Below are 17966 nucleotides of genomic sequence, written 5' to 3' on the forward strand. Positions count from 1 at the left end.
GTGTCCCTTATCCGATGAGGCGGAGGTCGGTGATGGTCCCGCTCGCGACGAGAGCCACGTACAGGTCGGTGAGGATGAGCGAGGCGAGCGTGATCCACGCGAAGAGCATGTGCCGGGTGTTGAGCGCGGAGATCCGCGTCCAGAACCAGTACCGCACCGGATGCTTCGAGAAGTGCGTGAGCCGCCCGCCCATCACGTGCCGGCACGAGTGGCACGACGCCGTGTAGCACCACAGCAGCACGACGTTCGCGAGCAGCACGAGGTTGCCGATGCCGACCACGAACCCGTCGCTCGGGTGGTGGAACGCGATGATCGCGTCGTACGAGTTGACGAGCGAGATGAGCACCGCGAGGTAGAAGAAGTACCGGTGGACGTTCTGCATGACGAGCGGGAAGCGCGTCTCGCCGGTGTAGCGACCGTGCGGCTCCGGCACGGCGCACGCCGCCGGCGCCAGCCAGAACGACCGGTAGTACGCCTTGCGGTAGTAGTAGCAGGTCAGCCGGAACAGCAGCAGGAACGGCAGGCTCAGCGCCGCGTACGGGATCAGCGGGTTGTCCGGCAGGAACATGCCGAAGTGGCTCGATCCCGGCTCGGAGGCGCAGCCGAGCGAGACGCACGGCGAGTAGAACGGCGTCAGGTAGCGCTCGTCGGCGAAGAAGTACTGCTGCTGGAACGCCCGGACACCGCCGTAGATCAGGAAGATCGACAGGCCGATCACGGTGAGGATCGGCTCGCGGCGCCAGTTGTCGGTGCGCAGCGTCCGTGCGTCGATCTGGGCGCGCCCGGGAGCGTCGACCCCTCGCGCGGTCGTCGTCACGACCGGTCGCCGTGGTAGCCGCCGATGCCTTCGTCGTCAGCGTCGGCGAACATCGCCTCGTCGTGCGGGGTGTCGGGGACGACGACGGCGTCCGGCACCTCCGCAGGCGTGCTCGCCTGCCGCACGAGCCGGGCCGAGGCGAGCTCGGCGGCGTCGATCTCGAGTCGTTCGAGGTCGTTGACCAGGCGGCGGACCTCGGCGCTGTCGCCGTACGTCTGCCGCACCCCCTGCACGCTGTGGCGCAGCTGATCGATGGAGCGTCGCAGCGTCGCGATCTCGGCGGTCGTCACCCAGGCACCTCCTCGGCGACGCGCCTCACACCCCCGTTGGCGTGAGGTGCGTCACTCACCGACTCTGCCGTGAACGCCTGCAGGGGGCAAGGGCACCGCGCCGCCGAGATCCGGCTCCCCGCCATCGCTCGAACCCGCGAGGTAGGACCGCCCGGCCGAGGTAGGAGGTCCGGACTCCTCCCTCGTCCGGGCGGCCCTACCTCGACGGCGTGCCGGGCGTCAGGAGGCTCGAGCGGCCCTCGCGGCCTTCTTCTCGCGCGCCCGCAGCGCCTTCTCGGTCACGGGCTCCTGCCCGGACGCCCGCAGCTCGCGGTAGTACGCCTGCGCCTCGTCCTGCCGCTCACCCTCCGCGCCGGTCCCGATCGGTGCGCCGATGAGCTCGGCGGAGTAGCCGAACGCGTCGACCAGGTCCTCCGCGTGCGGCCGCAGCCGGACCAGGAGCCGCTCGATGTACGACGTCACGGTGCGAGCCCGCTGCGCGGAGAGCCGGCCGTTGACGAGGTACCACGCGAGGTTCTTCTCGATCGTGGCGAGCCCGAAGAGGTCGCGCAGCCACGTGAGCACCTGCTTCGTGGTCGGGTCGCTCGTCCGCGCGATGCCGGCAGTGAACGCCTCCCACTGCATGAGCTCGCCGTGCGCCCGGGCAGCCTCGATGAGCTCGTGCTGGTGCGCGTTGAACGCCGCGGCCTGCTCAGCGGCGCTGGCCTTCTGCACGGCGCGCAGCTTGCCGGCGATCACCTCGACCATGGCCTCGACGCGGTCCTCCAGGAGCTCGCGCTGGGTGGCCGGCTCACGCAGCTCCTCCGCGGAGCGGGCCCTGGAGCCCCAGTCGCGGATCGACTGCGAGGCACGCCGCAGCGGCGTCCGGTGCAGGGCCATGTCGCCGGCGCGGTCGGCCACGTACCGGACGGCCCCCGCGACGTCCATGGTCGCCATCTCGCGGCCGTAGTCGGTGAGCAGCCGCTTCCCGACGAGCTGCAGGAGCACGGTGTTGTCGCCCTCGAACGTGACGTACACGTCCATGTCCTGGTGCAGGCCGACGAGCCCGTTCTCCGCCATGTAGCCGGCACCGCCGCACGCCTCGCGGCTCGTCTGCACGACGTCGAGCGCGAGCCAGGTCGAGAGCGCCTTCGACGCCGCGGCGAGCGTCTCGAGGTCCTCGCGGTCGGCGTCGGTCTCGTGCTCACCGCTGAACACGCCGTGGAACCGCTCGAGCAACGTGTCGTGCAGGAACGCGGCGGCGTACGTCCGGGCGAGCAAGGGCAAGAGGCGACGCTGGTGCGCGCCGTAGTCGAGGATGACCGACTCGGTGTGCGGGTCCGACGTCGTGAACTGACGCCGCTCGTTCCCGTACCGGATCGCCGTCGACAGTGCGATCTTCGACGTCGCGACGCTCGACCCGCCGAGGGAGACGCGGCCCTGGACGAGCGTGCCGAGCATCGTGAAGAAGCGCCGCCCGGGGCTGTCGATCGGCGAGGAGTACTCGCCGTCCGCCGCCACCTCGGCGTACTTGTCGAGCAGGTTCCGGCGCGGGATCCGCACCTGGTCGAAGTGCAGGCGGCCGTTGTCGACGCCGAGCAGCCCGCCCTTGAGCCCGTCGTCCTCGCCCCCGACGCCGGGCAGGTACGGGTACGCGCCGTGCTCGTCCCGCTCGCCGGCGGTGTCGCGCAGCGGCACGTAGAAGGCGTGCACGCCGTGGTCGACGCCGCGCGTCACGAGCTGCGCGAACACGACCGCAGCGACGCCGTCGACGGCCGCGTTGCCGATGTACTCCTTCCACGCCGAACGGGTGGGCGTGTGGATGACGAACTCCTCGGCGTCGGCGTCGTACGTGGCCGTCGTGCCGATGCTCGCGACGTCGCTGCCGTGGCCGGTCTCCGTCATCGCGAAGCAGCCCGGGACGGCCATGCTCATGATCCCCGGCAGGAACTCCTCGTGGTGGTACGCGGTGCCGAGGTGCAGGACCGCGGCGCCGAACAGGCCCCACTGCACGCCCGCCTTGATCTGCAGCGACGGGTCGGCGACGACGAGCTCCTCGAAGCCCGCGATGTTGCCGCCCGGGTTGTCGGCGCCGCCGAGGCGCGACGGGAACGCGCGCTGCACCTCGCCCGAGTCGGCGAGCGCCTGCGCCTGCTCGCGGACGCGCGCCCGGTGCTCCGCCATCGACAGACCGAGGGTCCGGCGGTACCGCGGTTCGAGCGCGAGGTTGCGCGTGCGACGGCGGATATCGGCCCACCGGCCGTCGAGCAGGTCGGCGAGCGCCCCGACGTCGATCCGGGCGTTCGTGGGCAGGGTGGTGGTCATGGTGCCTCCCGGGAGGGTGCCGTCGGTTCGCTCGCCGCGGGGGGCGAGCCGTTCATGAGGTCGGTGCGCGGGGCGCCGGCACCGGACCAGATCCAGTCGGTGAGCAGGGCGGTGAGCGCCTCGAGGTCCGGGCGAGTGGACGGCTCCTCCGCGAGCCACGTCTCCCCGGCGCCGCGGACGAACCCGATGACGCCCGAGGCCCACACCCCGGCGAGCTCGCCGTCGCGGCCGGTCTCGACGAGGACCTCGGCCAGCGGGGTCGCGACGAGGTCGGTCGCGTCGTGCGCCAGGGTGCGCAGCGGAGCCGTCGCGTCGTGAGCGACGTCGCCGCCGCGCGTCACGAACGCGTAGACGTGGGGCGAGGAGGAGATCATGCCGAGGTAGACCTCGACCATCGCGGCGATGAGCTCGCGGGGGCCGCGCGCGGTGCGGGTGGCATCGGCGAGCGCGGAGCGCATGTCCTCGAGGACCGCCTCGCCGACGGCGTTCTGCAGCCCGGTCTTGTCCGCGAAGTAGCGGTAGACGATGGACTTCGACGTGCCCATCTCGGCGGCGATCTCGTCCATCGACAGGTCGGGGCCGCCGTGGTGGATGGCTCGGCGGGCGGCGTGGGTGAGCTCGCGCCGGCGCGCGATCCGGTGGTCCTCCCACCGGGTCGACCGTCCGTCCTCGCGCACCGCGGCGTCGCCTGTGACCCGACTCACGGGACTGAGAGTATCAGGTACTTTCGGTGCGGCGAACCCTCAGTCGAGGTGGGCGAACAGCGGCCAGATCTCTGCCCACGACGACGACCGCCCGGCGCACACGGCCACCGGCACGCCCTGCTCCTCGTTGTCGACGTCGACGTCGTTGTCCAGCCGCGCGCGCACCTCGCAGGAGTCGAAGACCCGGCGGGCGAGCTCCACCTGCTCCCCCACGACGACGACGACGTCCGCGTCCTCGGGCGGCGCCGCGCCGCTCAGCGCGTTGTGGCCGCTGTACGGCGCGGGCAGCCCGAGGTCCGGCCCGAACCGGGCGATCGCCCCGGCCTCCCCGTAATTCGTCGCGATGATGGCGGGCGCCGCGGCACCGTCCTCGACCGCCCCCTCGTAGACCGCCGCTACCTGCTCGACGTACCGCGGCCACCCCACCTGGTCCCCGACGGTCCCGTTCATGGCGGGCACCGGCGTCTCAGCCAGGCGCTCCTCCGGGAGGGCCGGCAGTGACACGACGACGGCGACCGCCGCGTTGGCGAGGACGCCGCCCACGACCAGCGCGCGTCGCGAGCGCCCGGCTCGCGTGGCCCACTCCCAGACGGGCACGCTCCCCGCAGCGAACAGCGCTCCGACGACGCCCACCGGGTAGTACGGCTGGGACCCCGCCGCGAACGTGAACGCCACGACGACGGCGAAGGCGACGGCGACGCACCGGCTCGGCCGCCACGCGGGACGCCGCAGGAGAGCGACGAGGCCGGCGACCCACACCGGCACGAGCAGCGGCCCGAGCATCACGAGCAGGAACCACCACATGTCCAGGCGCACGTCGCCGGCGTTGCTCTCGCCCAGCGCCGCACCCATCGCGAGCTGCGGGAAACCGTTCGCTGCCTGGTAGACGATCGCCGGGAGGGCGAGGACGGCGGCCACCGCGGCGCCGACCAGCAGGCCGCGCGAGCGCAGGTGCCGGCGCGGGCCGAGGACCGCGAGGCCGAGCAGCAGGCCGGCCACGAGCACGCCCACCAGCAGCTTGTTCGACGTCGCCAGTCCGGCGACGACGCCGGCCGGCACCCACCAACGGTCGTCGTCGCGCTGCAGCGCGCGCACCGCGAACAGCAGGACGGCCGGCCAGACGAGCTGGTCGATCGCGCTGGTCAGCATGAGGTGCCCGAACGCGAGCGGCAGCACAGCGAAGGCGTACCCCCAGGCGGCGAGCGTCTGCGCGCCCGCTCCACCGCCGAGCTCCCTGGCGAGGAGGGCGACGACGACGACCGTCGCCGCCGCGCACAGCGTCGCCGGCACGCGGATCGCCCAGGCCTCGTCGACGACGCCGCTGATCGCCTGCACGAGCAGCGGCGTCAACGGCGGCTGGTCCACGTATCCCCAGGCCGGCTCGAGCATCCGGAAGTACAGCTCGTCGCGGTGGTACCCGTAGCGCGCGCTCGTGACCGTGAGGACGACGACGAGCGCGAGCACCGCCGCGCCGACCGGGCGCCAGGCGACGGCGGGCCGCGTCACCGACGACTCAGCGCCGGGGGCACCTTCTCGCGCCGCGCGGCCCAGGGGCGCAGCCCCGCGCTCCGCCCGCCCGGGGGACGCCTCGTCGCGCGCCGCTCGCGCCGTCGTCATCCCACCATCCGACCACCTGCCGCCCGGGCGCGTCCCTCCCCCGATCGGTGGACCCGGCCCCGGCACGCCGGACCCTGCGGTCCGCGCCCGTACCGCCGACGTCGAACCTCGAGCACCACGGTTCGCGGCTCGACGTGACGTGCGTGCTCCACGGGGGTGGGCGGGCGGAGGGACGAGCGGGGTGGCGGGTCTCGATTGGAAGCGCTACCATCCCGTCCATGGAAGCGCTTCCGGAGCGCGGCAACGACGCCTCTGCCGCCGAGAGCCGCCCCGCCGCGCCGTCGGCCGGGCACGCTTCGCGCGGCACTGCCCGCTCGGAGCGCCGGCTCGCGAACCGGGAGGACGCCGCCCGCGGCGCCGGAGCCGGCCGCGTGACGATCTACGACGTCGCCGAACGGGCCGGCGTCGGCATCGCCACCGTGAGCCGAGCGATGCGGCCCGGCGGCTCCGTCTCGGAGCGCACCCGAGGCCGCGTCCAGGCGGCGATCGACGAGCTCGGGTTCCGGCCGAGCCACCTGGGCACGTCCCTGGCCTCCCGCCGGCACGCAGCGAACGGCATCGTGTTTCCCGACCTCTCGGGCCCGTACTTCGCGGAGGTCATCCTCGGCTACGAGGAGACCGCCACGCGTCTCGGCCGCAGCGTGCTGATCCTGTCGACGGAAGGCCGCGACGACCCCGTCGCCGCCGTCCGCGACCTCGCCGCGCGGGTCGACGGGCTCGTGCTGCTCGGTCGCACTGTCCCCGACGACGTCGTCACGCAGCTCGCGCGGAGCGGGCTGCCGGTCGCGTTCATCGCCCGCCCGGCGACCGACGGCGTCGCCACCGTGCGCGTCGACAACGCCGGCGGGGCGCGCGAGCTCGCGGCGCACCTCCTCGAGCGCGGCTTCACCGCCCCGCGGTTCCTCGGCGACCCCGACGCCAGCCCCGACGTCGAGGAACGGTGGGACGCGCTGCGTGCCACGCTCGCCGCCGGCGGCGTCCACCTCACGCTCACGCGCGCCGGGTTCTCCGTCGCCTCCGGCCACACCGCCGCGCACCAGGTCCTGGGTGAGACGGCACGGCCCGACGTCCTCGTCTGCGCGAACGACGAGGTGGCGCTCGGCGCGATCGACGCCGCCGAGGAGCTGGGGCTCACGGTCGGCCGCGACGTCGCCGTCACCGGCTGGGACGACATCATGGCCGCCCAGTTCTCACGCCCCGGGCTGACGACCGTCCGCCAGCCGATGCGGCGCCTCGGCGCCGTCGCCGCCGAGCTGCTCGACGAACGCCTGCGCGACCCGTCGACCCCCGCACGTTCCGACGTCCTACCCGCACGTCTCGTGGTGCGACCAAGCACCACGAGCGCCCCACCAGGAGGAAAACCATGAGAAGCAACGCGCGCGCCACCGTCGGCGTGCTGGCCGCGGCGACCGCTGCGGCGCTCGTCCTGAGCGCCTGCGGTCGCAGCGAGACGCCGGAGGGCGAGGGGGAGCCCACGGCGAGCGCGATCGAGGAAGGTCCCGCCACCGGCACGATCGAGGTCTGGGCGATGGGCACCGAAGGCGAGGCGCTCGAGGAGTTCGCCGCCACGTTCGAGGAGGCCAACCCGGACGCGACGGTCAACGTGACGGCAGTCCCCTGGGACGCCGCTCACGACAAGATCACGACGGCCATCGCCGGCGGCCAGACACCCGACGTCTCGATGATCGGCACCACGTGGATGGGTGAGATGGCGCTCACCGGCGCGCTCGACCCCACGCCCGACATCATCGACTCCAGCACCTTCTTCCCCGGCGGCTGGGACTCCACGGTGGTCGGCGGCACGTCCTACGGCGTCCCGTGGTACGTCGAGACACGCGTCCTGTACTACCGCTCCGACCTCGCCGAGCGGGCCGGCGTCGAGGCTCCGACGGACTGGGAGGGGCTCACCGAGTTCGCCACGGCGATCCAGGACGGCGGCGCGGAGTGGGGCATCAACCTGCAGCCCGGCCAGACCGGTGCGTGGCAGACGTTCATGCCGTTCGCGTGGCAGGCCGGCGCCGAGATCACGAACGACGACGAGACGGAGTTCACGTTCGACTCCCCGGAGTTCGTCGCGGCCCTGGAGAAGTACCAGTCCTTCTTCACTGACGGCCTCGCGCCGACCGACCTGCCCGAGGGTTCGCTCGAGCCTGGGTTCGTCGACGGCACGATCGGCTCGTTCGTGTCCGGCCCGTGGCACGTCGGCATCCTCCGCGACACCGGCGGCGAGGAGTTCGTGACGAACGACCTGGCGCTGACGCCGCTGCCCGCGGACGCCCAGCCCGCGTCGTTCATCGGCGGGTCGAACCTCTCGGTCTTCGAGTCCTCCGAGAACCGCGACGCGGCCTGGAAGTTCGTCCAGTGGCTGAGCGAGCCCGAGACGCAGGTCGCGTGGTACGAGACGGTGAACGACCTGCCGTCCGTGCAGAGCGCGTGGGACGACCCGGCGATCGCCGACGACCCGTTCCTCGGCGTCTTCGGCGACCAGCTCGACTCGGCCCAGGCCCCGCCGGCCGTCCCGACCTGGGAGCAGATCACGTCCGTGATCGACACCGAGCTCGAGAAGCTGTGCAAGACGGGCGCCGACCCGCAGGAGGTCGCGACGGCGATCCAGACGCAGGCGAGCGCCATCGGGACGGGGCTGTAAGCGTGTCCTCCCGGACCGAGGCCGGCCCCGGCGCGGCTGCGCCGGGGCCCGGCCCCTCGCCCGAGACCTCCCCGCGCATCGGCCCGGGGCGGGACATCGCCGTCCGCGCGCACTCCCCGCTGTACCGGCGGCGCACCCGGATCGCGTGGGGGTTCGCGATCCCGTTCATGGTGCTCTTCCTCGCGTTCACGCTCGGGCCGGTGCTCATGTCGCTCGGGATGTCCGTCACGGACATCCGCAGCGCCGACCTGCGCAACCCGTTCGACGTCAACTTCGTCGGGCTCGACAACTTCGCCGCGGTGTTCGCCGACGAGATCTTCCGCAAGGCGGCGCTGAACACCGCGTACTTCGTGCTCGTCGGGATCCCCCTGACGATCGCACTGTCGCTCGCGATCGCCGTCCTCCTCAACATCGGGATCACGCGCCTCAAGGCGTTCTTCCGCATCGGCTACTACATGCCGGTCGTGACGAGCATCGTGGCCGTCGCCGTCGTCTGGCGGTTCCTGCTGCAGCCGGACAACGGCCTCATCAACGAGGTCCTCGGCTGGTTCGGTATCGACGGTCCGAACTGGCTCGCTAGCACCACCTGGGCGATGCCCGCCCTCATCGCCATGGCGACCTGGCGGTCGATCGGGACGCTCATCATCATCTTCCTGGCCGGGCTACAGGCGGTCGACCCGGCGCAGCACGAGGCGGCAGCGCTCGACGGCGCCGGCGGCTGGCAGCGATTCCGGTTCGTGACGCTTCCCGCGGTCCGCCCGACGCTGCTGTTCGCCGCCGTCATCACCGGCATCGGCTACCTGCAGTTCTTCGAGGAGCCCTTCGTCATGACGCAGGGTGGCCCGCTCAACAGCACGATCTCCGTGGCCTACTACATCTACAACCAGTTCGGGTTCGGCAACTACGGCTTCGCGGCCGCGATGAGCTACGTCCTGTTCGTCGCGATCATCATCCTCACGCTGGTGCAGTTCCGGGCGCTCGGGGACCGTGACGAGACGAAGAGGCGCCGACGCCGCAAGCCGGCGCGCGCCGTCGTGCCCGCCACCCCAGGAGGTACGCGATGAGCGCGTCGGCAGCCGCCGCACCGACCACACGGCGCGGGGAGCGCCGCATCGGCGAGGCGAACCCGCGCTGGTGGGCCTACACGATCCTCGGGGTCGGCCTGGTCGTGGTCATGGCGCCGTTCGTGTGGATGCTGCTCGGGTCGGTGAAGTCCGAGGGCGAGCTGCGTCAGGTGCCGCCGACCTGGTGGCCCGAGCAGATCACGTTCGACAACTTCCGCGAGCTGTTCGCGCGGCTCGACTTCCCGCAGTACTTCACGAACTCGATCGTCGTCGCGGTGGCGGTGACGCTCGGGAACCTCGTGTTCTGCTCGATGCTCGGCTACGCACTGGCGAAGATGGAGTTCGCGGGAAGGAACCTGCTCTTCAAGCTCGTGCTCGGGATGCTCATGATCCCCGGCATGGTGACGCTGGTCCCGATGTTCGTGCTCGTCTCGAACATGGGCCTGGTCAACACGTACTGGGGGCTGATCCTGCCGTTCCTGGCAGGGCCGTTCGGCGTGTTCCTCATGCGTCAGTTCATCGGCGGCCTTCCGGACGAGCTCATGGACGCCGCCCGCGTCGACGGCGCGAGCGAGGTGCGGATCTTCGCGCGCATCATCATGCCGCTGTGCAAGCCGGCGCTCGCGACGCTCGCGATCCTCACGTTCCTCGGTTCGTGGAACAACTTCCTGTGGCCGCTGGTCGTCGCGACGACCGAGGACAAGTACACGCTGCCCGTCGCTCTGGCGCTCGTGAGCGTGGGCCAGAACCAGACCCGGTACGGCCTGCTGCTCGCCGGCGCCGTCGTCGTGGTGGTCCCCGTGCTCATCGTCTACTTCTTCCTCCAGCGCCACTTCGTCCAGGGCATCGCCGTCACCGGCATCAAGTGATGCTGCCTCGCCCGTGGCCTCCCGGGAGGTGAACGTCGCCCACCCAGCCCGCTCCCGCCGTCGTCGACGGCCGACCGGCCGACGCACGGCACTGCTCGCAGCACACGAAAGGGACTCGACGATGAGACACCGATGGTTGACCGCGTCCGGCGCGGCACTGGTCGCGGGCGCGATGGCGTTCGCGGCACCGGCGGTCGCGGCACCGGCCGCACCCGAACCGCAGGGGGGCGGCGGAGGCGGGGGCGGTGACGACGGCCTCGACCGTCGTGACCGGCGCGAGCTCATGCGCTGGGCGAACGACACGTGGGCGTCGTTCGTCGCCATGACCGACGAGGAGACGGGGCTGCCGGCCGACAACATCGAGGGTGACCTCGACACCGGCACCCGGTCCGGCTACACGTCGCCGACGAACATCGGCGGCTACCTCTGGAGCACGGTCGTGGCCGACGAGCTCGACATCATCTCCCACGGCGAGGCGCTGCGCCGGATGCGGCAGACGCTCCGCACGCTGAACGAAATGGAGAGGCACGAGCCGAGCGGCTTCTTCTACAACTGGTACGACGAGGCCACGGGCGAGAAGCTCACCGCGTTCCCGAACGGCGAGACCATCTACCCGTTCCTGTCGAGCGTCGACAACGGCTGGCTCACGGCCGCCCTGATGGTGGTGCGGAACGAAGAGCCCTCGCTGCGGCGGGCGGCGGACCGGCTGCTCGACGACCAGGACTACGGATGGTTCTACGACCCGACGTTCCGCGGTCCCGACCGGCCCGGCCTGCTCTTCGGCGGGATCTTCGTCGACACGCCTCCCGACACGCAGTGCGCCAACCTCGGGCCGGCGCCCGGTGCGAACGGCGGCGAGGGGTCCGAGGAGGAGGTCTGGCTGACGTGCCACCACTACGACCTGCTGAACTCCGAGCCGCGGATCGCCAGCTACATCGGCATCTCCCGCGGTGAGATCCCGCGCGAGCATTACTTCGCCGGCTACCGGACGTTCCCGGCCACGTGCGACTGGGACTGGGCCGAGCAGCAGCCGAGCGGCTTCGACGCCGAGCACCTCGGCCAGCCCGTGTTCGAAGGCTCCTACACGTACCGCGGCATGCAGATCGTGCCGACCTGGGGCGGGTCCATGTTCGAGGAGCTCATGCCCGACCTGTTCGTCCCCGAGGCGGACTGGGCACCGAACAGCTGGGGCGTCAACCACCCGCTCGCCGTCCGGGCGCACATCGAGCACGGCCTCGAGGAGACCGGGTACGGCTACTGGGGCTTCTCCCCCGCCTCGCACCCGTTCGGCGGCTACTCCGAGTGGGGCGTCGACGCGATCGGGATGCAGAACGAGGGGTACCCCTCGGACGTCGAACGCACCAACTGGGACGGCGGCTTCGGAGACTGCCGCCCGGCCGCGAACCCCGATCCGGACTGGGGCGACGGCGTCGTGACGCCGCACGCCGCCTTCCTCGCGCTGCCGTACGCGCCGCAGGAGACGATGTCCAACCTCCGCGGCATCGAGGACGAGCTCGAGGCCTACGGCCCCGGCGGGTTCTACGACGCCGTGGCCGTCCACTCGGGACAGTCGGCGGAGCGCTACCTGTCCCTCGACCAGGGCATGATCATGGGTGCGCTCGGCAACGTGCTGGGTGACGGCGTCCTGCACGACGCGTTCACCCGCGGCGACGTCCGCGAGCACATCCGCCCGCTCCTCGCACTCGAGACGTTCTCGGCCGGCGAGGGCTGACACCGCCGTCCGTCCCGGGCCGCGGCATGCCCGCCGCGGCCCGGGACGGAGCGGTCGACACACCGACATCACAACGAGCAGGAGACCCACGCGTGACGAACCCCCCACCCCCGTGGACGCTCGACGGGGGCCGGCTGCGCGCCGTCGTCGCCGACGGCGGGGCCATCGCCCGGCTCGCCACCGACGACCTGGAGCTCGTGCAGCACGCGGGCTCCGCGCTCGAGCCGGGTCTGCTGGGGCTGTGGGTCCGGGACGCGCGGCACGGGCTGCACCCGCTGCTCGGGCCCGGCAGCGGGTCACGCGTGGCTGTGAGCGGGGCCGGGTCTCAGGCGCCGGCCGCGGAGGCGCAGGAATCCTCTCGCGGTGGCGCCGAGAACCTCTCGCGGATGGAGGCGGCCGGCGAGTGGGACGACGGCGGGCTCGCGTGGCGCGTGCGGTTCTCGCTGGTCCCCGGGGAGCTCGCGTGGGCGTGGGACGTCGAGCTCTGGCCCACGGACGGTGAGCCGCACGACGTCGACGTGGTGCACGCGCACGACGTGGCCCTCGCCCCGGCCGGGATGCTGCGCGCCAACGAGCTGTACGTCAGCCAGTACCTCGACGTCACGCCGCTCGAGCACCCGACGCACGGCTGGGCGCTCGCCGTCCGGCAGAACCTGCCCGTGCCGGGCGGGCACCCGTGGCTCGTGCTCGCGTGCACGGACCGCGCGGCCGCCTACGCCACCGACGCGATCGACGTGCACGGCCTGGCCGCGCGGGCAGCCGAGCCGCCGCCGCTGGCGGGTGGGCTCCCGTCGCGTCGGCGGCAGCACGAGCACACGCTCGCTGCCCTGCAGACGCAGCAGCACCGGCTCGACCCCGACGGCGCCTGGCGCGTCTCGTTCGCCGCGCTGCTGCGCACGGACCACCCGGCCGCGACCGGCGAGGCCGACCTGGCCGCCGTCGAGGAGGCGATCGCCCTGGCGCGCGGCGTGCGCGGAGCGGCAGGCGAGGCGCCGACCGCGCCTCCGCGCCCCGCCGTCGCGAGCGTCTACGCGCCCGCCCGCGTCGTGCCCGTGCGTGACCTGCGGACGGCGGAGGTCGCCGAGCGGTGGGGCGTGCCGGAGCGCGGCGTCGAGACCGCCGACGACGGCGCGCTGCTGGCGTTCGCGCCCGACGCCGAGCGGCACGTGGTGCTCGGCGCGAAGGAGCGCGCGGTCCTGCGGCCGCACGGCACGATCCTGCGCGGCGGCCACGGGCTCGCCCCCGACCCCGGCACCGTGGCCGTGACCGCGTGGATGACCGGCTCCCCCCTGTCGTACCTCACGCGCGGGCACGCGAGCTCCGCGCGCGCTCTCACGACCGTGCGCGGCTACCTCGGGCTCCATCGGGCGTACGGCGTGCGGGTGCTCGTCGAGGACGTCACCGACGGCGGCTGGCACCTGCTGGACGTCGCGTCGGCCTTCGAGATGACGCCCGACGGCGCACGCTGGGTCTACGTCACCGACGGCGTGACGATCGAGCTGGCGACGTCCCTCACGTCCGACGGCGCCGTCCTCGACGTCACGAGCTCGGTGCCGCGGCGCTTCCTCCTCGCGTGCCACCTCGCGACGTCGGGTACGGACAACGCCCCGGCGCCGGGCGAGCTGGAGACTCGCGTCACGCCCGACGGCGCGAGCGTGGTGTTCGGCCCGGCGACCCCGCTCGGGTCCGTGGCCCCCGGAGCGAGACTCACGCTGGTCGCCACGGAGAACCCTCAGGCTCCGAGCTCCTCTCGGGAAGCCTCGGACAACGTCTCGGGAACGGTAGGGGCGGGCGACGACGGCACGCTGTTCGACGACGGCGCCTCCCGCGGTCTCCCGGTCGTCACGTTCGCGAGCGGCCCGACGACGTCCCTGCGGCTCGACGCCCGCCTCCACACCTCGCGAGAGGTTCGTGACCCCTCCGCGAGAGGTTCGTGGCCCGACGAGGAGACGCTCGTGGCGGCGGAGCGAGGCGCAGAGGCAGGTTCCTCGAGCGCGGACGCCCCACCGGCCCCGGAACCCGAGCCCGCCGCCGTCGTCCTCCCCTCTCTCGCGCTGCCCTCCACGGCGGACGCCGCCGCCGCGGCGGACGTCGACGCCGTCGCGCTGGCCGTCCCGTGGCTCGTGCGCGACGCACTCGTGCACTACCTGGCCCCCCGCGGCCTCGAGCAGTACACCGGCGGCGCGTGGGGCACCCGTGACGTGTCCCAGGGACCGGTCGAGCTGCTGCTCGCGCTGGACCGCCCTGACGACGTCCGCGCGCTGCTGCGCCGTGTGTTCGCCGCGCAGAACGCCGACGGCTCGTGGCCTCAGGCGTTCGGCTTCCTCCCCGGCGACGAGGACTTCCGGCACGAGCCGCCCCACGGGGACGTCGTGTTCTGGCCGGTCCTCGCGCTCGGCCGCCACCTGGTGACGACCGGCGACGCCGGCGTGCTCGACGACGTCGTCGGCTACCACGCCGGCGCGCGGGCGGAGGAGTCGGTGCTCGAGCACGCGCTGCGCGCGCTCGACGCCGCACGGGCCGCGACGCTCCCCGGCACCCACCTCGCGGCGTACGGCCACGGCGACTGGAACGACTCGCTCCAGCCCGCCGAGCCCGGGATGACCTCGACGCTGACGAGCTCGTGGACGGTGACGCTGCACCACCACGCGCTGCAGATGCTCACCGAGGGGCTCGCGGGCGCGGGCGTCCACGAGGAGCTGGCCGACTCGCTCCGTGCGGAGGCGGCCGCCGTCGCCGCCGACGCCCGGCGCCACCTCCTCGTGGACGGAGAGCTGGCGGGGTACGCGCAGCTCGCCCCGCCGGAGCCCGCCGGTGACGACGGTGCGGCGGCCACGCCGGCGCACGTCACCCGCCTGCTCGTGCACCCGCGCGACGACGAGACCGGTCTGACGCACAGCGCCCTGCCGATGATCCACGCGATCGCCGAGGACTTCTTCACACCGGACGAGGCCTGCCACCACGTGCAGATCCTCCGCGAGCACCTGCTGGGCACCGACGGCATGCGCCTGTTCGACCGCCCGGCGCAGTACTCCGGCGGCCCGATGGTGCACTTCCAGCGGGCGGAGAGCGCGACGTTCGTCGGGCGCGAGATCGGCCTCATGTACGTGCACGCGCACCTGCGGTGGTGCGAGGCGCTCGCCCGGCTGGGCGACGCCGACGGCCTCTGGCTCGCGCTGCGGCAGGTGCTCGGCGGTGCGGTCGCCGGCGCCGTCCCGGGCGCCCGGCCCCGCCAGACGAACACCTACTTCTCCAGCTCGGACGCCGCCGTCGCCGACCGCCCCGAGTTCGCCGCGCGGTACGGCCAGGTCCGCTCCGGCGAGGTGGCCGTCGAGGGCGGGTGGCGGATCTACTCCTCCGGCCCGGGGATCACGGTGCGCATCCTGGCCGAGGTGCTGCTCGGGATCCGTCGGCGCGGGGCGTGGATCGAGGTCGACCCGGTCCTTCCGCCCGAGCTCGACGGCCTGGAGGCGCGCGTCCCGTTGCTGGGCGGCGAGCTGGCCGTGACCTACCGCGTCGGCACCCGCGGCGCCGGCCCTTCGGAGATCCGCCTCGGCGGCCGGACGATCGAGTTCGAGCGGCTCGCGAACCCGTACCGTGAGGGCGGCGCCCGGGTGGACCTCGAGCCGCTCCGGGACGCCGTGACCACCCACGAGACCCTGGAGATCGTGCTGCCGTGACCGAGACCGCCGCCTCCCGGCCCTGGCTCGACACCTCGCTGGACGTCCGCGAGCGCGCCGGCCTGCTGCTCGCCGCGATGACGCTCGAGGAGAAGGTCGGCCAGCTGCACCAGATCCCGAACGCCGACCCGGTGCGCGACGCCGAGGCGCTCGCCGCGGGCGCGATCGGCACCACGCTGGTGGCGAGCGGTGAGCACGCCGGCAACGTGCGCGACGCCGGGACGCGGGCGCGCGCCGTCACCGGGCTGCAGCGGGCGGCGGTGACCACGTCGCGGCTCGGCATCCCGCTGATCGTCGCCCGCGACGTCATCCACGGGCACCGCACCGTGTTCCCGATCCCGCTCGGCCAGGCGGCGTCGTTCGACGCCGGCCTGGTGCGCGACGCCGCCCGCGCCGCGGCCGTGGAGGCGAGCGCCGACGGCGTGCGATGGACGTTCGCGCCCATGGTCGACGTCACGATCGACCCCCGCTGGGGCCGCGTCGCCGAGGGCTACGGCGAGAGCGCGTGGCTCACCGCGCACCTCGGGGCGGCGGCGGTCCGCGGCTTCCAGGGCGACGACCTGGGCCGGCCGGACGCGCTCGTCGCCTGCGCGAAGCACTACGTCGGGTACGGCCTCGCGCAGGGCGGGCGCGACTACGCGGAGGTCGACGTCGGCCCCGTCACCCTGCACAACCGGCACCTGCGCCCGTTCGCGGCCGCGGTCGATGCCGGCGTCGGCACCGTGATGACGGCGTTCCACACGCTCGACGGGACGCCGATGACGGCGCACCGGCCGCTCGTCCGCGAGCACCTCAAGGGAACGCTCGGGTTCGACGGCGTGGTCGTCTCGGACTGGGACGCCGTCGGGGAGCTTCTCCGCCACGGCGTCGCCGCGGACCTCGGCAGCGCGACGCGGCTCGCCCTCGGGGCCGGGGTCGACGTCGACATGGTGACCGGCGGGTACGCGCGGCACCTCGCGGAGCTCGTGCGGTCGGGTCACGTGCCGGAGGCGTTGGTGGACGACGCCGCCCGGCGGGTCCTCGAGCTGAAGCTCCGGCTGGGCCTGTTCTCCTCCTGGGAGGTCGACGACGCCCGCGCCGCGACCGTCCAGCTCGCTCCGCCGCACCGCGAGCTGGCGAGGCGCGCCGCGGCGTCGTCGCTCGTGCTGCTCGAGAACTCCGGCGTCCTGCCGCTGGCGGCGCCGCGGCGGGTCCACGTGACGGGTGCGTTCGCGCAGGCGCGCGAGGAGCTGTTCGGTACGTGGACGCTCGACGGGCGCGGCGAGGACGTGACGACCGTCGAGGAGGCGCTGCGCGAGCGGTACCCCGACGCCGAGATCACCGCCGACGACGGCCGGTTCCCTGACCGCACGCTCGTCGCGGCGCGCGAGGCGGACGTCGTCGTCGCGTGCGTCGGCGAGCACCCGTCGCGCAGCGGCGAGGCGAACTCCGTGACGTCGCTCGACCTGCCGCCCGGGCAGACGGAGCTGCTCGTCGCGCTGGCCGGCCTCGGCACACCGGTGGTGGTCGTGGCCGTGACCGGTCGGCCGCTCGCGCTGGGGCGGGTCGCCTCGCTCGCCGACGCTCTGCTCATCGCGTTCCACCCGGGCGTCGAGGGTGGCCGCGGGATCGTCGACGTGCTGAGCGGCGACGTCCCGGCGTCGGGCCGGCTGCCCATGACGCTGCCGCGCAGCGTGGGCCAGGTCCCGATCCACGTGGGCCAGCTCCCGACCGGGCGACCGATCCCCGCGGCGAGCGACGTCGTCGTCGGCCGGTACCGCGACTCCTCCGACCTGCCCGCATACCCGTTCGGGTTCGGGCTGGGGTACGCGGACGTCGCCTACGGCGAGCTCGACGTCGTCCCGCTGGACGGCGCCGCCGACGGCGCTGTGCTCGAGGCGGGCGTCACGGTGCGGAACGTCGGGTCGCGAGACGCCGTCGAGACGGTGCAGCTGTACGTGCGCGACCACGTGGCGGCGGTGTCCCGGCCGCTCACGGAGCTGGCCGGCGTCGTCCGCGTGCCGCTCGCGGCCGGCGCCGCGGAACGCGTGACGTTCCGGCTGGACCGCGGGTCCCTCGGGTACCGGGACTCCTCGGGCGCGCTCGTCGTCGAGCCGGGCGAGTTCACCGTGCGGATCGGGCCGCACGCCGGGGCCGGGCCGAGCTCGACGCTCTCCCTCGAGCTCTGAGCCTGGGGCTCACCCACTGGCGCCGGAGCTCACCCACTGGCGCCGAAGCTCGCGCATCCCGTCGAACCTCGCAC

12 protein-coding genes are annotated in these 17966 nt (G+C 73.4%); 7 read left to right on the forward strand and 5 right to left on the reverse strand.

Annotated features, from left to right (window positions below):
• Window positions 1-7 precede the first annotated feature (7 nt).
• The 5 genes from BCAV_RS17965 to BCAV_RS17985 all read right to left on the reverse strand — a co-directional run bounded on the left by BCAV_RS17965 (window position 8) and on the right by BCAV_RS17985 (window position 5732).
• Window positions 8-817, reverse strand: coding sequence for a hypothetical protein (locus BCAV_RS17965; protein WP_015884045.1), 810 nt, complete (start codon window positions 815-817; stop codon window positions 8-10).
• Window positions 814-1107, reverse strand: a complete 294-nt coding sequence (locus BCAV_RS17970; protein ID WP_015884046.1) for a hypothetical protein — start codon at window positions 1105-1107, stop codon at window positions 814-816. The genes BCAV_RS17965 and BCAV_RS17970 overlap by 4 nt, the downstream gene beginning before the upstream one ends.
• A gap of 219 nt (window positions 1108-1326) precedes the next feature.
• Window positions 1327-3411, reverse strand: coding sequence for an acyl-CoA dehydrogenase family protein (locus BCAV_RS17975; protein ID WP_015884047.1), 2085 nt, complete (start codon window positions 3409-3411; stop codon window positions 1327-1329).
• Window positions 3408-4115 (reverse strand): TetR/AcrR family transcriptional regulator, encoded by a 708-nt coding sequence (locus BCAV_RS17980; protein WP_144016818.1) that lies wholly within the window; start codon window positions 4113-4115, stop codon window positions 3408-3410. The genes BCAV_RS17975 and BCAV_RS17980 overlap by 4 nt, the downstream gene beginning before the upstream one ends.
• Window positions 4116-4154: 39 nt before the next feature.
• Window positions 4155-5732: a glycosyltransferase family 39 protein gene (locus BCAV_RS17985; RefSeq protein ID WP_015884049.1), complete on the reverse strand. Its 1578-nt coding sequence runs from the start codon at window positions 5730-5732 to the stop codon at window positions 4155-4157.
• A 218-nt stretch (window positions 5733-5950) separates the two neighbouring features.
• Between BCAV_RS17985 and BCAV_RS17990 the strand changes: the two genes are divergently transcribed.
• The 7 genes from BCAV_RS17990 to BCAV_RS18020 all read left to right on the forward strand — a co-directional run bounded on the left by BCAV_RS17990 (window position 5951) and on the right by BCAV_RS18020 (window position 17892).
• Window positions 5951-7099 (forward strand): LacI family DNA-binding transcriptional regulator, encoded by a 1149-nt coding sequence (locus tag BCAV_RS17990; protein WP_083770087.1) that lies wholly within the window; start codon window positions 5951-5953, stop codon window positions 7097-7099.
• A complete protein-coding gene (locus tag BCAV_RS17995; protein ID WP_015884051.1) occupies window positions 7096-8379 on the forward strand; it encodes a sugar ABC transporter substrate-binding protein in 1284 nt (427 codons plus the stop codon). Before BCAV_RS17990 ends, BCAV_RS17995 begins: the two co-directional genes overlap by 4 nt.
• Window positions 8380-8381: 2 nt before the next feature.
• Window positions 8382-9443 carry a carbohydrate ABC transporter permease gene (locus BCAV_RS18000; RefSeq protein ID WP_015884052.1) on the forward strand — a complete coding sequence of 354 codons (1062 nt, stop codon included), beginning with the start codon at window positions 8382-8384 and terminating at the stop codon, window positions 9441-9443.
• Window positions 9440-10312 carry a carbohydrate ABC transporter permease gene (locus tag BCAV_RS18005; RefSeq protein WP_015884053.1) on the forward strand — a complete coding sequence of 291 codons (873 nt, stop codon included), beginning with the start codon at window positions 9440-9442 and terminating at the stop codon, window positions 10310-10312. Before BCAV_RS18000 ends, BCAV_RS18005 begins: the two co-directional genes overlap by 4 nt.
• A gap of 121 nt (window positions 10313-10433) precedes the next feature.
• A complete protein-coding gene (locus BCAV_RS18010) occupies window positions 10434-12044 on the forward strand; it encodes a glucoamylase family protein (RefSeq protein ID WP_015884054.1) in 1611 nt (536 codons plus the stop codon).
• 92 nt (window positions 12045-12136) lie between these two features.
• Window positions 12137-15724, forward strand: coding sequence for a GH36-type glycosyl hydrolase domain-containing protein (locus tag BCAV_RS18015; protein ID WP_015884055.1), 3588 nt, complete (start codon window positions 12137-12139; stop codon window positions 15722-15724).
• On the forward strand, window positions 15721-17892 hold the full coding sequence (locus BCAV_RS18020; RefSeq protein WP_015884056.1) for a glycoside hydrolase family 3 N-terminal domain-containing protein: 2172 nt from the start codon (window positions 15721-15723) through the stop codon (window positions 17890-17892). The genes BCAV_RS18015 and BCAV_RS18020 overlap by 4 nt, the downstream gene beginning before the upstream one ends.
• Window positions 17893-17966 lie beyond the last annotated feature (74 nt).

It is taken from the genome of Beutenbergia cavernae DSM 12333, assembly GCF_000023105.1.
Classification (GTDB): domain Bacteria; phylum Actinomycetota; class Actinomycetes; order Actinomycetales; family Beutenbergiaceae; genus Beutenbergia; species Beutenbergia cavernae.

Excerpts from the sequence above, each read along its gene's own strand:
- BCAV_RS17975 (WP_015884047.1), bottom strand. The coding sequence starts at position 3,411 with ATGACCACCACCCTGCCCACGAACGCCCGGATCGACGTCGGGGCGCTC.
- BCAV_RS17985 (WP_015884049.1), bottom strand. The coding sequence starts at position 5,732 with ATGACGACGGCGCGAGCGGCGCGCGACGAGGCGTCCCCCGGGCGGGCG.
- BCAV_RS17990 (WP_083770087.1), top strand. The coding sequence starts at position 5,951 with ATGGAAGCGCTTCCGGAGCGCGGCAACGACGCCTCTGCCGCCGAGAGC.
- BCAV_RS17995 (WP_015884051.1), top strand. The coding sequence starts at position 7,096 with ATGAGAAGCAACGCGCGCGCCACCGTCGGCGTGCTGGCCGCGGCGACC.
- BCAV_RS18005 (WP_015884053.1), top strand. The coding sequence starts at position 9,440 with ATGAGCGCGTCGGCAGCCGCCGCACCGACCACACGGCGCGGGGAGCGC.
- BCAV_RS18010 (WP_015884054.1), top strand. The coding sequence starts at position 10,434 with ATGAGACACCGATGGTTGACCGCGTCCGGCGCGGCACTGGTCGCGGGC.